The 23,735-nt window shown below is 72.4% G+C and carries 21 protein-coding genes, 1 tRNA gene and 1 pseudogene; 11 read left to right on the plus strand and 12 right to left on the minus strand.

The features are described from left to right. The first annotated feature begins 39 nt into the window (after nucleotides 1–39). Together AB0I42_RS08520 and AB0I42_RS08525 are read left to right on the plus strand one after the other, a co-directional pair. A complete protein-coding gene (locus tag AB0I42_RS08520) occupies nucleotides 40–1,359 on the plus strand; it encodes a pectate lyase (RefSeq protein ID WP_357535414.1) in 1,320 nt (439 codons plus the stop codon). 161 nt (nucleotides 1,360–1,520) lie between these two features. Beyond that, on the plus strand, nucleotides 1,521–3,143 hold the full coding sequence (locus AB0I42_RS08525) for a family 16 glycoside hydrolase (protein ID WP_357535416.1): 1,623 nt from the start codon (nucleotides 1,521–1,523) through the stop codon (nucleotides 3,141–3,143). A 146-nt stretch (nucleotides 3,144–3,289) separates the two neighbouring features. Here the strand turns inward: AB0I42_RS08525 and ugpC are convergent, their stop codons facing one another. Then, nucleotides 3,290–4,381, minus strand: a complete 1,092-nt coding sequence (gene ugpC, locus AB0I42_RS08530; protein ID WP_357535418.1) for a sn-glycerol-3-phosphate ABC transporter ATP-binding protein UgpC — start codon at nucleotides 4,379–4,381, stop codon at nucleotides 3,290–3,292. 395 nt (nucleotides 4,382–4,776) lie between these two features. Between ugpC and AB0I42_RS08535 the strand changes: the two genes are divergently transcribed. Further along, a tRNA-Thr gene (locus AB0I42_RS08535) sits at nucleotides 4,777–4,853 on the plus strand. Between the two features lie 72 nt (nucleotides 4,854–4,925). On the opposite strand, the gene AB0I42_RS08540 is transcribed toward AB0I42_RS08535, so the two are convergent. The 5 genes from AB0I42_RS08540 to AB0I42_RS08560 form a co-directional block, all read right to left on the minus strand. Then, nucleotides 4,926–5,600, minus strand: coding sequence for an RNA ligase family protein (locus tag AB0I42_RS08540; RefSeq protein WP_357535420.1), 675 nt, complete (start codon nucleotides 5,598–5,600; stop codon nucleotides 4,926–4,928). A gap of 83 nt (nucleotides 5,601–5,683) precedes the next feature. Then, nucleotides 5,684–6,124, minus strand: coding sequence for an HNH endonuclease (locus tag AB0I42_RS08545; protein ID WP_357535422.1), 441 nt, complete (start codon nucleotides 6,122–6,124; stop codon nucleotides 5,684–5,686). A 140-nt stretch (nucleotides 6,125–6,264) separates the two neighbouring features. After that, nucleotides 6,265–6,756, minus strand: a complete 492-nt coding sequence (locus AB0I42_RS08550) for an MSMEG_6728 family protein (RefSeq protein WP_357535424.1) — start codon at nucleotides 6,754–6,756, stop codon at nucleotides 6,265–6,267. 3 nt (nucleotides 6,757–6,759) lie between these two features. Beyond that, complete coding sequence (locus AB0I42_RS08555) at nucleotides 6,760–8,289, minus strand: FAD-dependent oxidoreductase (RefSeq protein WP_357535426.1); 1,530 nt, start codon at nucleotides 8,287–8,289, stop codon at nucleotides 6,760–6,762. 137 nt (nucleotides 8,290–8,426) lie between these two features. After that, a complete protein-coding gene (locus tag AB0I42_RS08560) occupies nucleotides 8,427–9,599 on the minus strand; it encodes a hypothetical protein (protein WP_357535428.1) in 1,173 nt (390 codons plus the stop codon). Between the two features lie 174 nt (nucleotides 9,600–9,773). Here AB0I42_RS08560 and AB0I42_RS08565 point away from each other — a divergent pair, with 174 nt between their 5' ends. Beyond that, the gene (locus AB0I42_RS08565; protein ID WP_357535430.1) at nucleotides 9,774–11,558 is read left to right on the plus strand and encodes an NAD-binding protein; all 1,785 of its coding nucleotides are present in this window, start codon (nucleotides 9,774–9,776) and stop codon (nucleotides 11,556–11,558) included. Between the two features lie 28 nt (nucleotides 11,559–11,586). Here AB0I42_RS08565 and AB0I42_RS08570 read toward each other — a convergent pair whose 3' ends face one another. After that, nucleotides 11,587–12,795 carry a DUF4032 domain-containing protein gene (locus AB0I42_RS08570; RefSeq protein ID WP_357535431.1) on the minus strand — a complete coding sequence of 403 codons (1,209 nt, stop codon included), beginning with the start codon at nucleotides 12,793–12,795 and terminating at the stop codon, nucleotides 11,587–11,589. A 149-nt stretch (nucleotides 12,796–12,944) separates the two neighbouring features. Between AB0I42_RS08570 and AB0I42_RS08575 the strand changes: the two genes are divergently transcribed. Both AB0I42_RS08575 and AB0I42_RS08580 read left to right on the plus strand, forming a co-directional pair. Then, nucleotides 12,945–14,294, plus strand: a complete 1,350-nt coding sequence (locus AB0I42_RS08575; RefSeq protein ID WP_357535432.1) for a serine protease — start codon at nucleotides 12,945–12,947, stop codon at nucleotides 14,292–14,294. 9 nt (nucleotides 14,295–14,303) lie between these two features. Beyond that, on the plus strand, nucleotides 14,304–15,092 hold the full coding sequence (locus AB0I42_RS08580) for a phosphatase PAP2 family protein (protein ID WP_357535434.1): 789 nt from the start codon (nucleotides 14,304–14,306) through the stop codon (nucleotides 15,090–15,092). A gap of 25 nt (nucleotides 15,093–15,117) precedes the next feature. On the opposite strand, the gene nagA is transcribed toward AB0I42_RS08580, so the two are convergent. The 3 genes from nagA to AB0I42_RS08595 all read right to left on the minus strand — a co-directional run bounded on the left by nagA (nucleotide 15,118) and on the right by AB0I42_RS08595 (nucleotide 18,215). After that, entirely contained in the window at nucleotides 15,118–16,224 is a 1,107-nt protein-coding gene (nagA, locus tag AB0I42_RS08585; RefSeq protein WP_357535436.1) for an N-acetylglucosamine-6-phosphate deacetylase, read from the minus strand. Further along, entirely contained in the window at nucleotides 16,221–17,096 is an 876-nt protein-coding gene (locus AB0I42_RS08590) for an ROK family protein (RefSeq protein ID WP_357535674.1), read from the minus strand. Before AB0I42_RS08590 ends, nagA begins: the two co-directional genes overlap by 4 nt. 189 nt (nucleotides 17,097–17,285) lie before the next feature. Then, nucleotides 17,286–18,215, minus strand: coding sequence for a sugar isomerase (locus AB0I42_RS08595; protein WP_357535438.1), 930 nt, complete (start codon nucleotides 18,213–18,215; stop codon nucleotides 17,286–17,288). A gap of 223 nt (nucleotides 18,216–18,438) precedes the next feature. Here AB0I42_RS08595 and AB0I42_RS08600 point away from each other — a divergent pair, with 223 nt between their 5' ends. The 4 genes from AB0I42_RS08600 (at nucleotide 18,439) to AB0I42_RS08615 (ending at nucleotide 21,865) form a co-directional block, all read left to right on the plus strand. Beyond that, nucleotides 18,439–19,224 (plus strand): DeoR/GlpR family DNA-binding transcription regulator, encoded by a 786-nt coding sequence (locus tag AB0I42_RS08600; protein WP_357535440.1) that lies wholly within the window; start codon nucleotides 18,439–18,441, stop codon nucleotides 19,222–19,224. A 100-nt stretch (nucleotides 19,225–19,324) separates the two neighbouring features. Next, nucleotides 19,325–20,344 (plus strand): ABC transporter ATP-binding protein, encoded by a 1,020-nt coding sequence (locus tag AB0I42_RS08605; RefSeq protein WP_357535441.1) that lies wholly within the window; start codon nucleotides 19,325–19,327, stop codon nucleotides 20,342–20,344. Continuing rightward, entirely contained in the window at nucleotides 20,341–21,354 is a 1,014-nt protein-coding gene (locus AB0I42_RS08610; protein ID WP_357535443.1) for an ABC transporter permease subunit, read from the plus strand. The genes AB0I42_RS08605 and AB0I42_RS08610 overlap by 4 nt, the downstream gene beginning before the upstream one ends. A 130-nt stretch (nucleotides 21,355–21,484) precedes the next feature. After that, nucleotides 21,485–21,865, plus strand: coding sequence for a DUF3263 domain-containing protein (locus AB0I42_RS08615; protein ID WP_357535445.1), 381 nt, complete (start codon nucleotides 21,485–21,487; stop codon nucleotides 21,863–21,865). 23 nt (nucleotides 21,866–21,888) lie between these two features. Here AB0I42_RS08615 and AB0I42_RS08620 read toward each other — a convergent pair whose 3' ends face one another. Next, complete coding sequence (locus AB0I42_RS08620; protein ID WP_357535447.1) at nucleotides 21,889–22,101, minus strand: hypothetical protein; 213 nt, start codon at nucleotides 22,099–22,101, stop codon at nucleotides 21,889–21,891. A 297-nt stretch (nucleotides 22,102–22,398) separates the two neighbouring features. Here AB0I42_RS08620 and AB0I42_RS08625 point away from each other — a divergent pair, with 297 nt between their 5' ends. Further along, the gene (locus AB0I42_RS08625) at nucleotides 22,399–23,640 is read left to right on the plus strand and encodes an ice-binding family protein (protein WP_357535449.1); all 1,242 of its coding nucleotides are present in this window, start codon (nucleotides 22,399–22,401) and stop codon (nucleotides 23,638–23,640) included. Between the two features lie 7 nt (nucleotides 23,641–23,647). Here AB0I42_RS08625 and AB0I42_RS08630 read toward each other — a convergent pair. Beyond that, nucleotides 23,648–23,735 (minus strand): annotated as a pseudogene (locus tag AB0I42_RS08630) (family 1 glycosylhydrolase); the annotation flags it as partial.

Below are 23,735 nucleotides of genomic sequence, written 5' to 3' on the forward strand. Positions count from 1 at the left end.
AACATCAGGCAGGGGCGAAATATGCGAATGCGATCGAGGGTGTTGACGGCCGCGGCGGTCGGGGTCTGCCTCGCGGCGGCTCCGGCCACCGTCGCGGCCGCCGGCGGCGGCATCGACCGGCCGGCGGGCCGGCAGACGCTGCCGGCGAACGACGGCTGGGCGGCGTACGGCCCGGGTACCACCGGCGGTGCCGCCGCGACGCGCGACCAGGTGCACGTGGTGCAGACCCGGGCCGAGCTGATCGCGGCGCTCGGCGGTGACAACGCCACCAACCGGTCCAACGCCACTCCGAAGATCATCTACATCAAGGGCGTCATCGACGGTTTCGAAGGGCCCGACGACAAGCTGCTGAGCTGCGACGATCTGGCCGACCCGGAATACTCGCTGCCGGCGTACCTAGCCGCCTACGACCCGGCGACCTGGGGGCGGGTCACCCCGTCCGGGGCGCTGGAGCAGGCCCGGGTCCGCTCGGTCACCAACCAGACCCGGCACACCCAGATCAACCTCGGCCCCAACACCACGATCATCGGGCTGCGCGGTGCGGTCCTGACCGGTCTCACCCTGATGGCCGACACCGCCAACAACGTGATCATCCGCAACATCACCTTCGACGACGCCCGGGACTGCTTCCCGGCCTGGTCGCCGACCGACGGCGAGACCGGAAACTGGAACTCGCAGTACGACCAGATCTCGGTGCGGCGCAGTCAGAACGTCTGGATCGACCACAACACGTTCACCGACGGCGACAACCCCGACAGTTCCCAGCCGCTGTATTTCGGGCGGCCGTACCAGGTGCACGACGGCTCGGTCGACATCACCCACACCGCCAGCCTGGTCACCGTTTCCTACAACCGTTTCACGGGCCGTGACAAGGTCATGCTGATCGGTTCGTCGAACACCGTCGGGCCGGACGTCGGAAAGCTCAACGTGACGATTCACCACAACGTTTTCGAGAACGTCTACCAGCGGCTGCCGCGGGTGCGGTTCGGTCAGGTCGACGTCTACAACAACCACTACAAGCTGTCCGGCGCCGACTTCCAGTACGCCCTCGGGGTCGGGGTCCAGTCGGCCATCTACGCGGAGAACAACTACTTCTCCCTCGACCGGGGCGTCACCGCGGACAAGATCATTTACGACTGGTCCGGAACCGCGATCACCGAGAAGGGCAACTGGGTCCGCGAGGGCTGGCGGCTGCCCCGCCACGTCGACCTGCTGGGGGCGTACAACGCGGCGAACGAGGTCGCCCTCGGCTCCGACGCGGGCTGGACGCCCACCCTGCGCCACGGCCCGGTGCTGCCCGCACCGCTGGTCCCGCTCGCGACCACGCTGCTCGCCGGGGCCGGCAAGCTGCCGGTCTGAGTACCGGTCGGTCCGGCCGTCCCGCCGGACCCGCAAGCCGCCAGCCGTGCCCGGCCGCGTCCTCGCATCCGCGGCCGGCACGGTTGGCCATCGTCCGCCCGGCGGCCGGTTCCCGGCCGGCCGCCGGGCGGCCACCCCACCACACCCAGGGAGGCCCAACCATGGACAAGACTCCCGTCCCCCACCGATCCCGGTGGCGGCTGCCCGTCGCGGCAGCCACCGCCGGAACCCTGACCGCCGCCGTCCTGGCATTCGGCACCCCGTACGCCTTCGCGGACAGCCTGTTCTCCGACGACTTCGAGGACGGCAACTCGAACGGCTGGTCGAAGTCGGGCGGAAGCTGGTCGGTCGTCACCGACGGCTCGCTCGTCAACCGCCAGTCCGGCACCAGCAGCGACGCCCGTACCCTGGTCGGCTCCGCCACCTGGACCGACTACGGCGTGCAGGCCCGGGTCAAGCCCACCGGGTTCAACGGCGCGAACCGCCACGTCGGAGTGGTCGCCCGGGCGCAGAGCAGCAGCAACTACTACGCCCTCGTGGTCACCAGCGGCGGCGCGGTGCAGTTGCTCAAGCGGTCCGGCGGCGCTCCCGTCGCGCTGGCCAGCGGTGCCGGCGGCCCGACCGTCGGAAACTGGGCGACGCTGCGGCTGGAGGCCGTCGGCAACTCGCTGCGCGGGTACGTCAACGGCAACCTCGCCGTCGAGGCCACCGACAGCGCCTTCGCCAGTGGCCGGGTCGGCCTGGCCACCTCGTACGCCAGCGCGTCGTTCGACGACGTCGCCGTCGACACCGAGACCGGCGCGCCCCCGACCGGTGGCCCCACCACCGGACCCACCCTGCCGCCCACCGGCCCGCCGCTCGACCCGATGGCGCCGCCGGTCGGCTTCGCCTCGGTCAACGCCCTCGGGCAGAACGGCACCACCGGCGGCGCGGGCGGCCCGACGGTGACCGTCGACACCGCGGCGGAGCTGCTCACCGCCATCGCCACCCCGGGCCCGCTCAACATCCGGGTCGACGGAATGATCGCCCTGCCCGGCCCGATGCACGACGTGACCTCGGACAAGACCATCGTCGGGGTCGGGGCCGGCTCGGGCATCACCGGCGGCGGCTTCAACATCGGCCTGCCGGTCAGCGACATCACCACCCGGCCGGCGAACGCCGTACACAACGTGATCATCCGGAACCTGAACTTCCGGAACACCGTCGACGACGCGATCAACGTCCAGATGTTCAGCCACCACGTCTGGATCGACCACAACGACCTGGCCCAGGGCTACGACGGTCTCATCGACGTCAAGCGCGGGTCGAGCTACGTGACCATCTCGTGGAACCACGTCCACCACCACACCAAGACGATGCTGCTCGGCCACGACGACAGCAACGGGGCGCAGGACATCGGCCAGCTCAAGGTGACGTACCACAACAACTGGTTCGACCGTACGCCGCAGCGCAACCCGCGGGTCCGGTTCGGCGACCCGGTGCACGTGTTCAACAACTACTTCGTCTACAACACCGATGTCGGGGTGGCCTGCCAGCTCAACTCCGGCTGCGTCGTCGAGGGCAACTACTTCGAGGACGTCGAGGAGCCGTGGTCGATCAGCTACTCCGGACAGCGTGGCCGGATGATCGCCCGGGACAACGTGCTGGCCGGCAGCAGCGAGCCGGGTGACGCCGGCGGCACCGTGCAGGAGCCGAGCACCTACTACAGCTACACCCTCACCAACCCGAACGACGTGAAGTCGGTCGTCATGGCCAGCGCCGGCACCGGCAAGATCGGTCTGTAGCGCCTACGACGTCGAGGCCACCGTGACCGCCGGTGTTTCGGCGCCGGCGGGATCGGCCCGCGACCCCGACCCTCCGGTGCCCGGCCGGACGGGAAAGGGCGCCCCACGGAGATCCGTGGGGCGCCCTTCTCGTTCGACCAGGCGGATCAGAGCCGCACGCCGGTCGCGGCGTGGAAGGTGTGGTGCCGGTCGGTACGCGGCTTCACGAACACCGTGTCGCCCATGTTCGGCATGTGCCGGCGGTCGGTGCGTACGACGAACCGCTCCGAGACGCCGTCGAGGGTGGCGTGGCCGTAGACGTTGGCGTCGGAGCCGAGGTCCTCGACCAGTTCGACGACGACCGGCAGGCCGCCCTCGGTCGGGCTGACCAGGTCGCAGTCCTCCGGACGGAACCCGACGGTCACCTTCTTGTTGCCGCCGTCGGCCTGGGCCGTGGCAACCTGCTCCCGGGTCAGCGGAACGAGCAGGTCCGCGAACACCGCGCCCTTCTCCGACAGCGACACGGTCTTGATGTTCATGGCCGGGGAGCCCATGAAGCCGGCGACGAAGACGTTGGCCGGGGTGTCGTAGAGCGTCCGCGGGGTGTCGACCTGCTGGAGCACGCCGTCGAGCATGACCGCCACCCGGTGGCCCATGGTCATGGCCTCGACCTGGTCGTGGGTGACGTAGACGGTCGTGACGCCGAGCTTGGCCTGCAGCGAGGCGATCTGGGTACGGGTCTGGACCCGCAGCTTCGCGTCCAGGTTGGACAGCGGCTCGTCCATGAGGAAGACCTGCGGCTCGCGGACGATGGCGCGACCCATGGCGACCCGCTGGCGCTGACCACCGGAGAGCGCCTTGGGCTTGCGGCTGAGGAACTCCTCGAGCTGCAGCAGCGCCGCCGCCTCCTTCACCCGCCGGTCGATCTCGGCCTTCGAGGTCTTGCGCAGCTTCAGCGCGAAGGCCATGTTGTCGTAGACCGACATGTGCGGGTAGAGCGCGTAGTTCTGGAAGACCATCGCGATGTCGCGGGCCTTCGGCGGCAGGTGCGTGACGTCGCGGCTGTCGATGTAGATCGAGCCCTTGTCGACGTCTTCGAGGCCGGCGAGCATCCGCAGGCTGGTGGACTTGCCGCAACCGGAGGGGCCGACCAGGACGAGGAACTCCCCGTCGCCGATCTCCAGGTCGAGTTCGTTGACCGCGGGGCGTTCGGTGCCCGGGTAGATCCGGGACGCCTTCGCGTAGGTGACCGTAGCCATGGTGAAGCGCTTCCTTTCACCGGCAGGAACGTGCCGGACGATCCGAGTGAAGGAGCGACCGGTGCGGTGGGCACCGGCCAACGAACGGCATCCGGACAGCAGGGCAGCCACGGATGTCGCTCGTGTCACGCCACGGTAAACGGGATTCGGCCCGGTGCCAAGGTCAGACGCCATCCGTGGGACGGAAGCCGGCGCTGACGGGCCCGACTTTCCGGGACAAGTGGCTTCTGACAGTCACTAAATGGCCAGTCGGGCAGTCCATGTCGACAAGTTCGTCTATCGGTCCGATTCAGTAGCTCCCGCCGCACTTCCGGCACCGGAAGAGCGATCTTGGCCACCGATGCCGGTCATTGCGCTGTTGTGGCCCGATCAGTGGTTATGCTGGCCACGGACACGCCCCTGTAGCTCAGCTGGCCAGAGCACTCGCCTTGTAAGCGAGATGTCGCCGGTTCGATCCCGGCCGGGGGCTCCACCAATCTCGGACCGCACGGAAGCCGATGGGCCCGCCCGGAAAACGGGCGGCCCACGATCGATGCCCACTCACTTATCCGGCCCCCGGAGAAGGTGACCGTTTCGGCCCATCCGTTGCCCGGAAACCGTTGGTGGCGAAGTCGTCCCGGTGCCGCCAGGCCGCCGTCGTACGGACGTGGCCGGCGCGTACCCACTTGCCGACCCGGTGCGCGAACCCGCTTGCGGGCACCGGACCCGCCGGCCGTACGACGAAACCCTCCGACGTCGTGGTGTCCCGGCACCCGGCCCAGGCGCCCAGCGCGGCGGCGAGATCCGCCCCCCGGTGCAGCACCGGCACCAGCGGCAGGCCGAGCAGAGCGGCCCACTGCTCGGTGTCGTCCCAGCCGAGCAGCGTGTCGTCGGCGTCCCACACCCCGAAGACGAGAAAGACCCCGGGCAGGTCGTCGTAGCCGACACTGCGCCGGGCCCACATCGACTCGCCGCTGATCCGCCAGCCGGCCGGGACGTCGTGCGCGACCCGCGCCCAGACCGCCTTCGCCGGCCGGTCCCACACGTGCGTGCCGGAGTCGACCGAGCGGGCGTACATCGCCTCGCGGGTGAAGGTGACGTTCCCGCCGTCCATCTTCTCGGTCACCACCAGCTCGCCGGTCAGGCCGGACAGGTCCGGCAGCCGCCGGTCGTCGGCGGTGGCGCCGGGGGAACCGGGCAGGTGATGGGTGCGGGGGTACTTCTTCCGGCGGGCGGACATCGTCGCCTCCAGGGCGGAGCCGGCCGGCGAAGGAGTTCCTTCACCGGCCGGCCGGGTCGACCGGCCGACGTGGCCGGGTGGGTTCAGCGGACCAGCGCCGCCCAGCTGGGGGCGACCGGCGTACGACGCAGCCGCATGCCCGCCTCACCGGGCGTACGGTCGGCCTTGTGGTTGTTGCACGGACCGCAGGCGGCGACCGTGTTCAGCCAGGTGTTCCGGCCACCCCGCGAGCGGGGCAGCAGGTGGTCGACGGTGCTCGCCGGGCCGCCACAGTAGGCGCAGCACCGGCCGTCGCGGACCAGCACCCCGGCCCGGGACCACCCCGGCCCGGAGGTGAACCGCCAGCGGGTGACGACGTAGCGGACCAGGCGTACGACCCGGGGCAGCGGGAACGCCCCGATGAGCCGGTCCGGCTCGGCTTCGTGGATCTCGGCCACCCGGCGGCAGAGCATCCGGATCGCGTGCTGCACGCTGACCCGGTGCAGCGGCCCGAGGTCGGCGTTGACGACCAGTACGGCGTTCACCGGGACTCCTCTCGTTCGGTCGCGGCTCGGTGGGGGTGGGGCGTGACGAAACAGCCGCCCGGTCCGGTCGGACGGGCGGCTCGGTCGTGGCCGGCTGACCGGTCCACTGTAGGGAGACCGGCGAACGTCGGACCAGCGATTTAACCGTCGGCGGGCGGCAGGCAGCGGGGTGGTCGGTCGGAGCCCGGCCAGACGTACGGCAGGTCGTCCGGCAGGTCGCCGAACAGCGGCCGGTAGAAGTCGGGGTCCTTGCGCAGCAGCGACGAGCGGTGGCTGCGGTGCAGTGCGCCGTCACCGAGCCACCGGGGCAGCTCGCCGGCCGCGGCCAGGTCGGGCTGGGCCCGTACGGGAAAGGCGCCGCAGGCGAGGGTGAGGTCCGCGACCAGGCTGCCCGCGACGGTGTCCCGGCGCCCGGTCTCGCACCACACCTCGCACATCTGCAAGCCGTAGCGGACCAGGGCCTCCTCGTAGCCGGCCCACATCTTCACCGCCGGGTGGTGCCGCCACCCGTAGCGCGGCCGGGTGAGGGCCCGCAACACCTGCAACGCCTCGACCCGCTGCTTGCCGAGCCGCCGGGCGTCCAGCGCGCGGGCGCTGGCGGTGAAGTCCGGGTACGGCAGGAACGTCTGCACGGCTCAGCCCCGCCGACCGGCCAGCAGCCCGCGTGGGCGGACCGACCGCAGCGGCTCGGCACCCGCACCGAGCCGGCGCAACACGTGGTTGGCGGCGGTGATCCCGGTGGCCGCGGCCCGCTCCATCAACGCGCTCGGCAGGTCGGTGTGGATGCCGTCGCCGGCCAGGTAGAGCCGGTCGGCGTCGGTGCGCACACCCGGGCGGCCGGCCGCCGTGCCGGGCCGGAACGCCGGGGCCCGCGCCCCGGTCTCCGCCCGCAGGTCGACCACGGGCAGGCCGGCCGTCTCCGGCCACAGGGCCGCGAGTTCGGCCCGCATCCGGTCCGCCAGGACCGGCGCCGGCAGGTCGGGGCAGGCGTACGCGTGCAGTTCGACGACCGAACCACCGACGCGGTCGGCCCACCGCCGAGCGCCGCGTTCCAGCCGGTGGTAGAGCGTGATCGAGTCGAGGGTCGGCTGCCGCGAAACCCCGCTGAACACCGACCGCCCCGGGGCCACGTCGCCGCCGAACCAGAACCTGGCGACCGCGTACGGCGGCCCGACACCGGCCGCCGCGACCTGCCCGGCGAGCACCGGTGCGGCGGCGGCGAGCCGGGGCGAGGCGGCGAGCAGGTCGCGCAGGGCCGGCGGATCGACGGCGAGGACCAGGAACGCCGACCGGTGGGTACGCCCCGCGGCGGTGTCGACCCGCCAGCCGGGCCGGACCTCCACGGCCGGATCGCCGGTGTGCACCACCGCGCCCCGGCGTTCGGCGTGGGCCGCGAGCGGCCGCCAGATCGCACTGTCGTGGTCGAGGTCGGGTGCGTCGAAGGCGAGCCCCTCCGGATTGCCCAGGAAGTAGAAGTGGAAGGCGGCGATCAGTTCGGCGGCCGACAGGTCGGCCTCGTGGTTGAAGAACGAGTGCGCGAAGACCTCGAAGAGCATCGCCCGGGCCCGGTCGGGCAGGTGCAGCCGGTCCAGCAGTTGCCGTGCGCTGGCGCCGTCATGGTCGCGGTGGGTGCGTTCGGGGTCGTACGCGAGCAGCGGCAGCGCCGCCCGCCGGTCGATGCCGCGCAGGTCGCGCAGGCGCAGGCTGGGGCTGCGGGCGAGCAGGGCCAGCAGGTTCGCCGGCGGGGCGGCCGGCAGCCGGCCGAACTCCTCCGGCGGCCAGTCGGCCGACAGCACCGGATAGCCGTCGACCGGGCGCAGGAAACCCAGCCCGGGGTCGATCCGGCGCAGGATCGCCCGCCAGTTGTAGTACTGCCGGAAGAACGCGTGGAAGCCGTGGTCGACGAGTTGGGACGTGCCGTCGGGGAGCGACTCCGGCCGGGCCGACAGCCGGCCGCCCAGCCGTGGGGCGCCTTCGAGCACCGTCACCCGCACCCCGCGTTCGGCGAGCACCACCGCCGCGGACATGCCCGCGATGCCACCGCCGACGACCGTCACCCCGGCCGGGCCGGGCATCCCCGGCGCCTCGGCCGGGCCGTCGGCGCCGGGGTCGACCTGCTCGGCGCGTACGCCGAACAGGCGGCCCAGCAGTCGTGATCCGTCCATCCGCCCCCTCCGGCCCGGTTGTGGCCAGGATGCCCGGTACGGCGGCGTTCAATCCGGGGCGGCGGGTGGGTGGAACGGGGAACGGCCCCCGGCCGGCGGGTCGCGCCGGGCGGGGGCCGTCGGGGGGCCGTGGGCGGTCAGCCCGCCGGCAGGGTTCGGTCGATGCTCATGACCATCGGCGCGACGGTGCTGGTGGCGGGTCGGCCGCCCTGTGCGGGCAGGGTCTGCAGGCCGTCGAAGGCCGGCAGGAGCTGCGGATCCGATGCGCCGGGCAGGGTCCCGGCGGGCCGGATTCCGGGGTGCTGACCGGCGGCGGGCAGGACGGGTGAGCCGGCGGGGGCCGGCAGGGTCACCGGGCCGTCGAACGCCGGCAGGATCCGCGGTGCGGACGAGGCCGACTCGGCGTAGTCGGGGTCCTCGCCGGCGACCGGGCGGCCGGTGCCGTTGAAGCTCCGCTCGCCGCCGCGGGCCGGCTGCCCGCCGGCGGTCGACGGTGCCGGTCCGGTCGCGGGCCGGGTGGCCGTGTCCCCGGTCGCCGGCTGGGTCGTCGCCGGCTGGGTCGTGGCGGGCTGAGTGGTCGCCGGTCGGGTCGTGGCCGGCTGGGTCGTGGCCGGCTGGGTCGTCGGACCGGCGGCGGCCGGGCCGACCAGGTTCGACGGGTCGCCGACCAGCGGCAGTGATCCGACCAGCGGTACGCCGCCGTGGGTCAGGTCACCGACCACCGGGAGGCCGCCGACGACCGGCAGCGTGTCGACGACGGGCAGCGACTCGGTGCCACCGAAGAGCTCCGGCTTCTGGGCCATCAGCGCGTCGCCGATCAGGGCGGGCACCTGTTCGCCGGCCGAGGTCACCATGGCCGGTATGGCGTCCGCCGTGGCGCCGGTCCGGCCCACCGGCTGGCCGACCTGGTCGACCGCCGGCCCGGCCGGGGCGGACTGGTCGCCGAGGCCGGGGAACATCCGGAGTTCGCCGGCGAGCAGCCGGTCGACCGGTACGTCGGCGAGGTCCGGCAACTGCCCGGTCAGCGGGTCCGGCGCCGCCTCCCGGCTGCCGTCGGCCGCGTTGTTGCGGCTGATCGTGAGCACGCCGTCGGAGATCTCCCCGGCGGTCGCGTCGAGTTCGGACAGACCCAGGTCGGGAAGGGTGCCGGTCGGGGTCAGGAGCTTGTCGATGGCGCCCTGGACCTGCTGCGGATCGGCCGCCTGCGGCGCGGCGTCGGCCGGATCGGCCTGGGCGGCGCCGCCGGTGAGCAGGAGGAAGCCGCCGGCGACACCGACGGTGCCGACCGCACGATGGAACCATCTCGACATTGCGCATCCAATCAGGTGTCGTACGGGTCTGCGGGCGGCAAATCCGGATACACCTAGCAAATAGGGAGCACTGCAACAAAGTGCTTAACGATCGAGTGGTCGATACGTTGCTGCCCGATCCGGCGAAATGATCACGGGGCGGCGATCGATGAACGACATCGCTACGATCCGGGCATGACCTCCGGCCCCTGGCGTAGCCGCGCCCGTCGCGTGGTCGAGTCGAGGCTGCGGGACAGCCTGCGCCCCAACGGCGAGGCACGTCCGCACTACGTGATCTGCGGCGACGACGCACTGGCCTACTGGGTGGTCCGGACGCTGCGGCGGGACACCCCCACCAGCCCGGTACGGATCACCGTCATCGTGCCGACCAGGCGCCGCCCCGGCGACCCGGACATCACCGCGCTGCGCGGCATACGGATCGTGCGGGCCGAACGCCTCAACGAGGAGACCTTCCGCCTCGCCGGCCTCACCGGGGCGGCCGGCCTGGCGCTGCTGCACCAGGACGACGTCGGCAACATCCACGCCGCACTGTGCGCACAGGAGGTCGAGCCCGACCTCCGCCTGGTCATGCGGATGTTCAACGCCAACCTCGGCAGCGGGGTCAAGCGGCTCTTCCCGGACTGCGAGGTGCTCTCCGACGCCTCGATGGCGGCACCCGCCTTCGTCGCCGCCGCACTGGGCGAGGTCGCCCCCACCCACTTCCGGCACGCCGGCCGCACCCTGCTGGTGGCCCGGCGGGCCGACGTACGGCCCGAGCACGTGGTTGTTGGGCTCGCCGACACCCGCGAGCCCAACAACCTGCGGGTCCTGCCGTCCGACGAGAGCCGGGCCGACCTGGTGCTCGCCGAGGCGAGCGGCCGGCCGGCCGGGACCGAACTGGCGGCCCGGCGGCTGGCCCGGGCCCGCTGGCGGCACCCGTTCGTCGGGCTGCTGCGGAGCATCCGGTCGTTCGCCACCCGCAAGATCGGCATGGCGACGCTCTGCGTGCTCGCCATCGTCGCGCTCTTCGGTTTCCTGCTGGCCCGCGCCGAGGGGGTCAGCATCGCGGAGGCGGTCTACCTGACCCTGCTGACCACGTTCAGCGGGGCCGAGCCCGAGGCCGGCACCGACGCGCGGGTGCAGGTCATGCAGGTGGTGCTGACCCTCGCCGGGCTGGCGCTGATCCCGCTGATCACCGCCGCCGTGGTCGACGGCATCGTCAACGCCAAGCTCGCCCTCACCGTCGGCCGGCTCTCGGTGCGCCGCGACGGCCACGTGGTGGTGGTCGGGCTCGGCAACGTCGGGAGCCGGGTCGTCGGGCAGTTGCACGACCTGGGGGTCGAGGTCGTGGCCATCGACAAGGATCCCGATGCCCGGGGCGCGTCGCTGGTCCGCCGGCTCGGCGTGCCGTTCATCGTCGCCGACGGGGCGCAGGAGGAGACGTTGCGGGCCGCCTCGGTGGCCACCTGCCAGGCCCTGGTCATGGTCTCCACCGACGACGTGACGAACCTCCAGGCGGCGCTCAACGGGCGCACCCTCAACCCCGACCTGCGGGTCGTGCTGCGCCTCTTCGACGGCGACTTCGCCGCCCGGATCCAGCACGCCTTCAACATCAACATCTCGCGCAGCGTCTCCTACCTGGCCGCGCCGTCGTTCGCCAGCGCCCTGACCAACCGCAACGTGATCGCCACCATCCCGGTCGACCGGCACGTCCTGCTGGTCGCCGAGGTGACCGTCGGCGAGCGGTCGCCGCTCGACGGACTACGGCTGCGCGACGCCCGGCGCGGCACCGGCGTACGCGTGATCGGGCTGGCCCGGGCCGGTCAGTCGCGGCTGCGCTGGGCGCCCGCCCTGGAGAGCCGGGTCCGGGCCGGTGACCGGATCACGGTCGTCGCCCGCCGGGCCGGGCTGAGTTGGCTGCTCACCCAGACCACCCCGGTGCCGGCCCTACCCGAGGACGAACCCGACCCGGTCCCGTGACCGACCGGGTGGACCGACCGGTGGCTCGTCACCCGGTGGCGACCTCGATGCCGAGCACGGCCTGCTCGTCGGGGCGGTGCACCAGCACGTCGGCGAGGAACGACTGCACCGCCGGGGCCAGCCCGACGTCGCGTCCGGCCTTCTCCGACAATCGCCACCGGTGCTCGATGACCTGCGCGAACAGCTCCGACGGCTCCAGCTTGCGGCGCAGGTGCGCGGGTACGGCCCGGACCACCGGCTCGAACACCTCGGTCAACCACCGGTGTGCCGCCTGCTGTTCGTCGGTCAGGTCGCTCTCGGCCCGGTAGGTGTCGAGGTCGTTGAGCAGCCGGCGGGCCTGGTTCTCCTCGGCGTCCAGCCCGGTCAGCCGCAGCAGCCGGCGGGAGTGGTAGCCGGCGTCGACGACCTTCGGGCGGATCAGGTAGGCCCCCTGGTCGACCAGGGACATCGCCACCTCGGCCACGTCGAAGCCCATCTCGTTGAGGCGCCGGATCCTGCCCTCGATGTCGTGCCGGGCCTCCCGGGCGACCTCCTGCTCGAAGGTGATCTCGTGCCACAGCCGTTCGTAGCGGGCGACGACCTCCTCGCAGACCACCTCCGGGTCGATCGACTCGTGCAGCAGTCCGGCGGCCTGCAGGTCGAGCGCCTCGCCGAAGATGTTCACCCGCGCGATCTCCAGGTCCTCGCCGCGCTGGCCGTTGGAGAGCCGCGGGTGCAGCGCCCCCGTCTCGGCGTCGACCAGGTAGGCGGCGAAGGCGCCGGCGTCGCGCCGGAAGAGCGTGTTGGACAGCGAGCAGTCGCCCCAGAAGAAGCCGGTCAGGTGCATCCGGACGATGAGCGCGGCGAGCGCGTCCAGCAGTCGGTTCATCGTCTCCGGGCGCAGCGTGTTGGAGAAGAGCGCCCGGTAGGGCAGCGAGAACTGGAGGTGCCGGGTGATCAGGACCGGGGCCAGCGGCTCACCCGTCGGGTCGACCCGGTCGGCGACGATCGCCACCGCCTCGACGGACGGGAAGTCGATCCGCTCCAGGGCGCGGAGGAGGTCGTACTCGCGTTCGGCGACCCGCTCGCCGGTCTCCTTGACCGCGTAGACCGTGCCGGCGAGCCGGACGAACCGTACGACGTGCCGCGAGATGCCCTGGGGGAGCGCCACCAGGTGATCTGCCGGCCACTCCTCCAGCGGGGTGGACCACGGCAGGTCGAGCAGTGCCGGGTCGACGAGGGCGGAAGTGATACGCACCCATCAAGCATGACGGCCGGGACCGCGCGTCGCCGCCTGGCGTGGCTCGTTACACAGTGGCGAGATCACCGGCTTTGTGGCATCTGACGGTTTCTGCCGTCGGCATGTCGCGCACAGGACACACGGGAGACACAGGTATGCGGCGGACGGTGGCATGGGTCGTCGGAGCGTGCACGGTGGTGGCACTGGCCGGGGTGGCGGCGGTGGTGGGGCAGCCCGCCGAGCGGCCGACCTGGTCGGGCACGGAGACGTCCGCCACCGGTACGCCCGACCCGGCCGACCGGGTCGAGGAGGACCCGCCGCTCCCCGAACCGGACCGCGCGGCCACCGCCCCAGCCGGGCGCGACCGGACGGCGTCGCCCACCGGCCGCGACGAGAACACCTCCGCGCCCGCCGGCCGGGACCGGATCGGCACCCTGAAGACCGTCGACCGGGTGCTCGGCTACCTCGACGGGGAGACCTCCACCACACTGCGCTACCCGGGCGCCGACTACGTCAAGGTGCACTTCGACCGGCTCCTGATGCTGCCCGGCGACCACGTCACGGTGGCCAGCCCGGACGGCACCGAGGTGCACCGCATCGACGGCGACCCGGTCGGCGGGGTGGTCGACGCGCTGCGCGGCTCGCCGACCGGCCGCTGGGCGATGTCGGTCTCCGGCGACACCGCCGTGGTCACCCTGCACCGGGCCCGCCCCGACCTGCTCGGCCTCGGCTCCCGGCTGGCCGGGCTCGGCGTCGGCATCGACCGGGTCGCGCACGGCCTCACCGCCGCCGACCGCGAAGACGCGGCAGCGGCGCCCGGCGCCGCCGGACCCGGCCGGGAGGAGAGCGTCTGCGGGCGCAACGACTCCCGCGACGCGATCTGCTACCGGTCCAGCGACCCGGTCGCGTACGAGCGCTCGAAGGCGGTCGCCCGGCTGCTCATCAACGGCACCGAACTGTGCACGGCGTGGCGGCTCGGCCCCACCAACCGGATGATGACCAACCACCACTGCTTCACCAGCTCCGAAGAGGCCTACCAGACCGAGGTGTGGTTCAACTACCAGTGCGCGGCCTGCGGCGGCTACGAGGTGTTCCGGAGCACGAAGGTGTGGGGTGACCGGGTGCTGAGCACCGACCGGACGCTCGACTACACGCTGTTCACCGTCGAGGACTTCCCGGCCGTGGAGAAGTTCGGCTACCTCGAACTCGACCTGCGCCGGCCGGCCCGCGGCACCGAGCTCTACATCCCGCAGCACCCGGGCGGCGACCCGACCGTGATCGCGATGTCCAGCGACCGGGACGCCAACGGCACCTGCGCCGTCGACAACCCGAGCTACGACGGCTACGGGACCGCGTCCGACATCTCGTACCACTGCGACACCGAGGGCGGCTCGTCCGGTTCGCCGGTCATCTCCCGGGCCAGCGACAAGGTGATCGCGCTGCACCACTTCGGCGGCTGCCCCAACTCCGGGGTCCGCATCGATCTGATCCACGAGCGGATCCGCCAGCACCTGTAGCCTGGCTGCGTGCAGTTGACCCGGACGGTACGGCAGATCGCCGGGCTCACCCCGCGCCCGGTCCGGCCGGCCGGCTGGTGGCTCGACGGGGTGTTGCTCGTCGCCACGGCGGCCCTGACGCTCGCCCTGGCGAACGGGGTGTTCCTCGACACCGACATCGCCGTACGGGACTGGGTCGACTCGCACCGGCCGCATGCCGCGGCGATCACCGCCGAGGTGTTCAACAAGCTCGGGCAGGGCGGCCAGGTGCTGATGCCGGTCGCCGGCCTGCTCGCCGCCGCGCTGGCCTGGCGGTCCCGGTCGGTGCGGCCGGCGCTGGTCTTCGCCAGCGGTTTCCTGATCACGTTCGCGACGATCGGGCCGATGAAGGTGCTGCTGCACCGCGGCTACCCGCACAACGAGGGCGTCGCGCACCCGGAGCGGCTGTTCAGCGACCCGGCGGAAGGGCTCGCCTACCCGTCCGGTCACGTCGCCAACGCCATCGTCTGGTACGGCGTCATCACCCTGCTGCTCGCCGGCCTGCTCCGGCACCTCGGCCGGCCGGACGTCTCCCCGGCGGTCTACCGCACGATCCGGGTGGCGCCCCCGGCGATCGTCTTCTGCACCACGACCTACCTCGGCTTCCACTGGATCACCGATTCGATCGCCGGACTCCTGCTCGGGCTGCTGCTCTCCCGTCTGCTCAGCCGGGTGCCCTGGGACGACCTCCCGCTGCCGGCGCTGCCCAACGGGTTCGACCGGCCGGCGATCTTCAACCAGCCGGCCGCACCCGTGGAGAAGCCCACCCCGGTCTCCTGACCCGGCCCGGTGCCGGGCGTACCGGTCAGATCCAGGCGCCGGCGCGCATCACCCGGACCACCCGCAGTTCGTCGTCGAGCACCACCAGGTCGGCGCGGCGGCCCGGCACCAGCGCCCCGACCCGGTCGTCGACCCCGATCGCCCGGGCCGGCGTGGTCGCCGCCATCCGCACCGCGTCGACCATCGACACCCCGGCACCCACCGCCTGGCGCAGCGCCGCGTCCATGGTCAGCGTCGACCCGGCGATCGACCCGTCGCGGGTCAGCCTGGCCACCCGGTCGGCGACCGTCACCGACTGCCCGCCGAGTTCGTACTCGCCGTCCGCCATCCCGGCGGCGGCCATCGCGTCGGTGATCAGCACCGCCCGGTCCGGACCGGCGGTCTGCGCCGCGAACGCCAGCGTGCCGTCGTGCAGGTGCACCCCGTCGGCGACCAGCTCACAGAACACGTTCGGCGCCCCGAGCAGGGCGAAGACCGGCCCCGGCTCGCGGTGGTGCGGCTGGCGCATGCCGTTGAAGAGATGGGTGCCGACGCAGGCGCCGGCCGCGACCGCCGCCAGCGTCTGCTCGTACGTCGCGTCGGTGTGCCCGACCGCCGCCACGATCCCGTGCGAGACCAGCAGCTTCACCGCCTCCAGCGCCCCGTCCCGCTCCGGCGCGAGGGTGACCATCCGCAGCGTGCCGCCGCTCAACTCGATCAACTCGGTGAGTTCGTCGGCCGACGGGTCACGCAGGAACTCGGGATTCTGCGCACCGCAGCGCACCGTCGACAGGTACGGCCCCTCGTAGTGCACCCCGGCCAGCACCCCCTCGCGGACCAGCGGCGCGAACGCCGCCGTCGCCGCCCGCATCAGCTCGTGCGACGAACTGACCAGGCTGGCCAGCAGCGTCGTCGTACCGTGCGCCAGGTGGAACGCCGCCGCGCCGCGCGCCGCGTCGACGTCGCCGGTCGTGAACGTGTGCCCGCCGCCGCCGTGGGTGTGGATGTCGACGAACCCCGGCACGATCCAGTGCCCGTCACGCACGCTCGGGTATTCGGCGACCGCGTTGATCCGGTCGCCGGCGACCTCCACGCAGCCCTGCCGGATCACGCCGTTCGGCGTCACCACCTTGCCACTGACGCGTACGGTCACGGAGCCTCCAGAGTGTCGAGGGCGAGCAGGGCGGCCCCGATGCAGCCGGCCTCGTCGCCGAGAGTGGCGCGAACCAGTCGTGGCTCGCGGTGGAAGGTCAGCCGCTTGCGCAGGGCGGCGCGCAGCGGGTCGAGCAGGGCGGCGCCGGCCTCGGCGAGTCCACCGCCGAGCACCACCACCGCCGGGTCGAACAGGGCCTGGGCGACGAGCAGCCCGTCGGCCAGCGCCTCGACGGTCTCCCGCCACACGTCGGCGGCGACCGGGTCACCCGCGGCGGCGTGTCCGGCGACCTGGGCCGCGGTGGCCGGCGTACCGGAGATCTCGGTGTAGCGCCGGCCGACCGCCGACGCCGACGCGATCGTCTCCAGGCAGCCGTACTGCCCGCAGCCGCAGCGCGAGCCGCCGGGGCGTACGACGATGTGGCCCAGCTCGCCGGCGGCACCGTGCGCCCCCGCGAACGCCGACCCGCCGACCACGTGGGCGGCGGCGATGCCGGTGCCGATCGCGACGAACAGCACGTGGTCGCTGCCCTGCCCGGAACCGAGCCGGGCCTCGGCGATGCCGCCGACCCGCACGTCGTGGCCGAGCGCCGCCGGCCGCCCCAGGCGCGCCGCCACCAGGTCCCGCAGCGGTACGTCACGGAAGCCGACGTTCGCCGACCAGCGGGCCACACCGGCGGCCTCGTCGACGACCCCGGGTACGGCCACCCCGGCCGCCACCACCTCGAGCCCGTCGGCCCGCGCCTTGTCCGCCAGCCCTTCGGCGACGTCGAGGATGGTGCCGATCACCGCCTCCGGGCCCCGGTCGGCGCCGGTCGGGTGCCGTTCGGTGTGGTGCACCCGGCCGTCGGGCCGGACCAGCGCACACTTCATCCCGGTGCCCCCGACGTCGAGCGCGACGACGGCGGTTTCGGTCACGGTGTCCCCTCGCCGCGCTCGGTGCCACCGTGCTTTGTACTGAGCCTGTTGGTGACCTCGCTCCGCTCGGTCACGGTGTCCCCTCGCTGCGCTCGGTGCCACCGTGCCTTGTACTGAGCCCGATGGTGACCTCGCTCCGCTCGGTCACGTGAGAACGACGGAGCGGGTCAGGTGGCGGGGTGCGTCCGGGTCGAGACCGCGGCTGGTGGCCAGCGCGACCGCGAACCGCTGGGCCAGGATCAGGTCGGCCATCGGGTCCAGCGGCTTGCGCCCGGCGACCCACCGGCCGAGTACGGAGTGGACCCCGCTGGTCCGGCTGTGGACGAACGCCGCACCGGTGGCCTCGACGTCGAGCGAGAGCCCGTCGGGGATTTCGCCGAACGCCCACACCGCACGGCCGGGAGCCGCGATCGAGATGGGGCCGTGCCGGTAGTCCATCGCCGGATAGGCCTCGGCCCAGAAGGTGGCCGCCTCCCGGCACTTCAGCGCTGCCTCGTGGGCGAGCCCGATCGTCCAGCCCCGGCCGAGGAAGGTGGCCTGCTCGATGCGGGCCGGGTCGATCGGCAGCGGTGCCCGTACGGCCACCTCGGCGTCGGCGGCCGCGGCCGTCAGGTTTTCGCCGAGGCTGGTGCGCAGCAGCGCGAGGGCGCTGGTGGCGAAGCGGGTCTGCACGACCGACCGTTCGTCGGCGAACGGAATCGGCACCGGGTCGGTGGCCACGTCGACCACCGGCGATGCCGGGTCGCCGACGACGACCGACGTCGGGCAGGTGCCGTGCAGGTCGTTGAGCAGGTCGAGTACCTCGGTGGTGGTGCCGGACCGGGTGATCGCGAGCACCCGGTCGTAACGTCGGCCGACCGGGAACTCGGACGCGGGGAAGGCGTCGGTCTCGCCGTGGCCGGCCCGCTCGCGTAGGCCCGCGTACGCCATCGCCATGAACCACGAGGTGCCGCAGCCGACCACGGCGACCCGTTCGCCCCGGCGGGGGAGCGCGTCGGTGGACGTTGCGGCGACCTCGGCGGCCTGGCGCCAGCAGTCGGGTTGGCTCGCGATCTCCGTGTCGACGTAAGCCATGGAAGCACTCCTTTGCCGAGACCACTGCGCGCCGGACGGTGGCGCACCGAACCGTGCTGCTTGATACGGCTCGGTACGAGGGTCTTTCGAGCGTCATTGTGCGCGAAGTTTCCGGGGCCTGGCAACCATGTGACGAGATCGCGCAGCCTGCGGGCTTTGCGCGGCGCAGTTTCGCGCACTATCGTGCACGCAACTGCTCACCGTTCGTGCAGAGAGGCATCCCGTGGACCGGTACGCGCGCTGGAACGCCCTGCTCGAACTGCTCACCGAGAGTGGTCGGGTGAGCGTCGAGGACGCGGCCGAACGGCTCGACGTCTCGCAGGCCACCATCCGGCGTGACTTCGACCAGCTCGCGCAGCAGCAGATGATCACGCGTACCCGGGGTGGCGCGGTCGCCAACGGTGTCTCCTACGACCTGCCGCTGCGCTACAAGACGGCCAAGCACTCCGCGGAGAAGCAGCGCATCGGCGCCGCCGCCGCCGGGCTGGTCTCGCCCGGCATGGTGGTCGGTCTCAACGGCGGCACGACGACCACCGAGGTCGCCCGGGCGCTCGCCGTACGGGCCGACCTGAACACCAGCGCCGACGGCGCGCAGTTGACCGTCGTGACCAACGCGCTCAACATCGCCAACGAGTTGCTGGTTCGGTCGCGGATGAAGGTCGTCGTAGCCGGCGGCGTCGTACGGCCGCAGTCGTTCGAGTTGGTCGGGCCACTCGGCGGGGCGCTGCTGCGCGAGGTCACCCTCGACGTGGCGCTGCTCGGGGTCGACGCGATCGACGTACAGCTCGGCGCGGCGGCCCACCACGAGGGTGAGGCGTCCATGAACGCCCTCATGGTCGCCCGGGCGAAGCGGGTCGTGATCATCGCCGACTCGTCGAAGCTGGGCGGGCACGCCTTCGCCCGGATCTGCGCGATCGAGCGGGTGGAGACCCTGGTCACCGATTCGGGGGCCGACCCGGTGACGGTCGAGGCGTTCCGGGCCGCCGGGCTGACGGTCATCTGCGCCTGACGGCCTACCTTTCTGTCCCCTGTTTGGGGAAGGGTGAGCGCGGCTTGTGCATACCGAGTATGGTGCCCACGTCATCGGAACCGAGGCGGGGAGGCCGAACTTGGTCGCCGTACTGGAAATAGAAGGTCTACGAAAGACGTACCGGAGCAGACGCCACGGCGTCCGCCAGGCGTTGGACGGGTTCGACATGCTGGTCGAAGCCGGCCAGGTGCACGGCTTCCTCGGCCCGAACGGGTCGGGCAAGACCACCACCCTGCGCACCCTGCTCGGGCTCATCCGGGCGAACGGTGGCCGGATGAGCATCCTCGGCCACGAGGTGCCGGCGGCGCTGCCGGCCGTCGCCGGCCAGGTCGGCGCGATCGTCGAGAGTCCACAGTTCTTCCCGTTCTTCAGCGCCAGTGACACCCTGTCGCTGCTCGCCGACGCCGGCGGGGTGGCCCAGACCCGGGTGGCCGAGGTGCTCGAACTGGTCGGTCTGCGGGACCGGGCCGGTGAGCGGGTCAAGACCTATTCGCTGGGCATGAAGCAGCGGCTCGCGGTCGCCTCCGCCCTGCTGAAGAACCCGAAGCTGCTGATCCTCGACGAGCCCGCGAACGGCCTCGACCCCGGCGGCATCCGGGAGATGCGGTCGCTGATGGCCAACCTCGCCAGGTCCGGCATGACCGTCGTGCTGTCCAGCCACATCCTCGGCGAGGTGCAGCAGATCTGCGACTCGGTCACCATCATCTCCCGCGGCCGCCGGGTCGCGGCCGGGCCGGTCGCCGAGGTGCTCGCGCAGCACTCCGCCACCGAGATCCGGGTCCGCCTGGAGGCCGTCACCGACCTGCCGATCGCCGCCGACCTGCTCACCCGGGCCGGCGCGCAGGTCACCACCTACCGTGACCACCTCATGGTGGGCGGGATCGACAAGCCGGCCAGGGTGACCCGGGTGCTGGCCGAGAGCGACTTCTTCGTCAGTGAACTGACCCCGCTCACCGTCGACCTGGAGAGCGTCTTCCTCGAACTGACCGCCACCGCACCGGTGCCCGGCCAGAACCGGCAGGTCGACCAGTCCGTGGTGGTGGGGCCGGCCGGCGCGGCCGACGCCGGGGCGTCGAGCAAGGGAGCGTGGGGGGTATGAGCCTCGCGAAGGCGGAGTTCCGCCGGTTGTTCAAGCGCCGGGTGACCCGGCTGATGCTGGTCCTGATGGTGCTCGGGCTGGGCGCCATCGTGGTCTCGTTCTCCCTGGCCAGCCAGCCGACCGGCCCGGCGCAGCGCGCCGCCGCCGAGGCCAAGGCCCAACAGCAGTACGAGGAACAGGTTCGCTACCACCAGGAGTCGGTGGCCGACTGCGAGGCGGCTCAGGCGCGGGGCGAGAACACCGACGACCGCTACCCGCCGGACTGCGGCCGCGACTACTCGCCCCAGCGCGACCAGTTCCCGGCCGACTGGTTCCTGCCCTACCAGTTCGACTTCAAAGCCGAGTTCGGCATCTTCGTCTCGGTGTTCGCCGGGATCGTCGCCCTGTTCGGGTTCATCGTCGGCGCGTCGTACGTCGGCGCCGAGTGGAACACCGGCGGCATGATGAACCTGCTGCTCTGGCGGCCCCGGCGGCTGCCGGTCCTGCTCACCAAGCTCGGTGTGCTGCTCGGCAGCGTGCTCGGGATCAGCGTCGTGCTCGGTGCCCTGTGGACGGTCGCGTTCTGGCTGATCGGCAAGTTCGACGGCACGGTCGCGGGGATGACCGGTGGCACCTGGCAGTCGCTCGCGATCACCGGCGCCCGGGGGATCGGTCTGGTGCTCGCGGTCACCGCCGTCGCGTTCGGCCTCGCCTCGCTGGGCCGGCACACCGCGATGGCGCTCGGCGCCGCGGTCGGGATCGGCGTGGTGAGCGAGATCGGGCTCCGGATCGCGCTGAACATCGTCGGCGTGTCCTTCCCCGACCGGTTCGTGCTGTCGAGCTACGCGGTGGCCTGGTTCAACAAGTCGTACACGCTCTTCGACTGGAACTCGTGCCAGTTCACGATGGGTGCCTGCGAGCCGGCGGAGTGGGTCATCACCTGGCAGCAGTCGGCCGTGCTGTTCGGCGTCGGACTGGTGGCGGTTCTCGGCGCGGCACTGTGGACAATGCGTAGTCGAGACATCACCTGAGCGTATTCTTGGTGGCGTGGGGCGGGGTCCGGAACCCGCCCCACCTGGGCGTCCGGTGCGCGGTGCGTGGCCGGCGGCTAGGCTGGTGAGTCCGTTCGCACATCAGTGCCACCGACGCCCGGGGGGCGCCATGAAGTCATCCGCCTCCGACGCCCCGGACGTCCGGCCGCCGGACGACACGGCCGAACCGGCCGGCGCGCCCGGTCCCGACGGGCCGGCGGGTGCGGGCGACGCCACCGGGGCCGGTGCCCCGCCGGACGAGGCGGCGCGGCCCGAGGCTCCGCCGCTGACCGACCGTGAGCTGCAGGTCCTCGCCTTCGAGCAGAAGTGGTGGAAACACGCCGGCTCGAAGGAGCAGGCGATCCGCGACGCGTTCGACCTGTCGGCGACCCGTTATTACCAGATCCTCAACGGGCTGCTCGACAACCCGGCCGCGCTCGCCGCCGCCCCGGTGCTCGTCGCCCGGCTCCGCCGGCTGCGCTCCACGCGGGCCCGCACCCGCCGGCGCTGATCATCTGCCGGTTCGGCGCCGGCTCACTTCTCGTACGTGCGCAGCCCGTTGCCGAGTGCGATGAACGTCGGGGCCCATTCGCCGATGAAGATGCCCCACCGGTCGGCGCGGTCGATGCCCGCCGACTCGAGTTTGCGGGAGCAGGCCCAGCTCAGAAACGACAGGCCGATGCTCGCGATGCCCGCCATGTAGCAGTGTTCAGCCCGAAGGCCGGCTTCGTGCAGTCGCTCCAACATCCGCGGTGAACCCTTCGGTCGTGGAAACGGCGCCCAGTGGCGGGACATCACCCGGTGTGATGTCCCAGTGGTGGACCCGCTGGTGCCACTTGGCTTCACGCTACATTCGGTCACCGTCCGGCTTCGGTCGGTCGTGAGAATGCTTCGTGATGTGTCGCCCGGGTGGTCTTCGCCAGGGCGACCAGGTTTGGCCGACAGACGTACGGGGAGCCCGTCGGTGGTCCGGCACCGCCCGCCAGGCACCGGTGGGCGATCGCGACGGTGGGCCAAGCCATCCGACACCGAATGGGATATCCGATGACAGTCAACGCTGCGCTCCGGGCACGCGCCCGCCGTGGCCTGAGAGGGCTGGGTCTGGTCCTCTGCGGCACGTTCGCCTCCGGCGTGGTCCTCGCGCCGTCGCCCGCGTACGCGGCCAACGGGCCGGTCCCGCTCGGCGCGGCCGACCGCTATGCCGTACTGGCCGGGGAAACGGTGAACAACGTCGGCAACTCCGTGATCGGCGGTGATCTCGGCGTCGCACCCGGCGAGACGCTGACCGGATTCCCACCCGGGGTCGTCAACGGCGAACGGCATCCCAACGACGAGTCGGCCCAGCACGCCCAACGCGACCTGGCGAGCGCGTACGACGACGCGAGCAACCGGGTGTCGACCGACCCGACCGGCACCGAGCTGGGCGGCAAGACGCTCGCGCCCGGCGTCTACACGTCGACCGACGCGGTGGCGCTCACCGGCACGCTCACCCTCGACGCCCGGGGCGACGCGAACGCGGTCTTCGTCTTCCAACTGGCGACCACCCTGGTCACCGGCGCGGACAGCCAGGTGCGGGTGGTCAACTCGCCCCGGCCGCTGTGCAACGTCTACTGGAAGGTCGGTACGTCGGCCACGTTGGGCTCCGACACCGAGTTCGTCGGCGTCATCATGGCGCTCGACTCGGTCAGCCTCAACCCCGGTGCCCGGGTCACACCCGGCGCGGTGCTGGCCCGCGACGGCGCGGTCACCCTCGACGAGAACACCGTGAACCGGGCGAGCTGCCTTCCGGCCGCGTCGCCGGGTGCGTCGGGCGTGCCGGGTCGACCCACGCCGTCGGTGTCCCCGTCTCCCTCACCGTCGGTGTCGCCCTCGCCTTCGCCGAGCCCGTCACCGTCGCCGTCCTCGCCGAGCCCGTCACCGTCCTCGTCGTCACCGAGCCCGTCGCCGTCGAGCCCGTCGCCGTCCTCCCCGAGCCCGTCGATCTCGTCGTCTTCGCCGAGCCCGTCTTCGCCGAGCCCGTCCCCGGCGGGGCCCACGCCGACCCAAGCCCCGGCATCGCCGGCCGAACCACCCGCACCGCCGGCTCCGGCCCAGCCCGAACAGCCGCCCGTCCAGCCCGAGCAGCCGGCCCAGCCCGAACAGCCCGTCGTGCCGGAAGAGCCGGTCCTGCCTGAGCGACCCGTCGTGCCGGAACAGCCGGTGATGCCGGCGGAACCGGGACAGCCGGGGGCACCCGGGCCGGCGGCCCCGGCCGTACCGAACTTCGAGGTCCCGCAGGGGCCGTGACCGGTCCCCGGGCCGGCCAGCCGCCGGCGTCCTGGAGTTCCTGCGGCAGGTCCCAGTGGTAGAGGGTGATCCACGGGTCGATGCCCTGACCGAGC

It is taken from the genome of Polymorphospora sp. NPDC050346, assembly GCF_040655695.1.
In the GTDB taxonomy this organism is placed as follows: Bacteria; Actinomycetota; Actinomycetes; order Mycobacteriales; family Micromonosporaceae; genus Polymorphospora; species Polymorphospora lycopeni.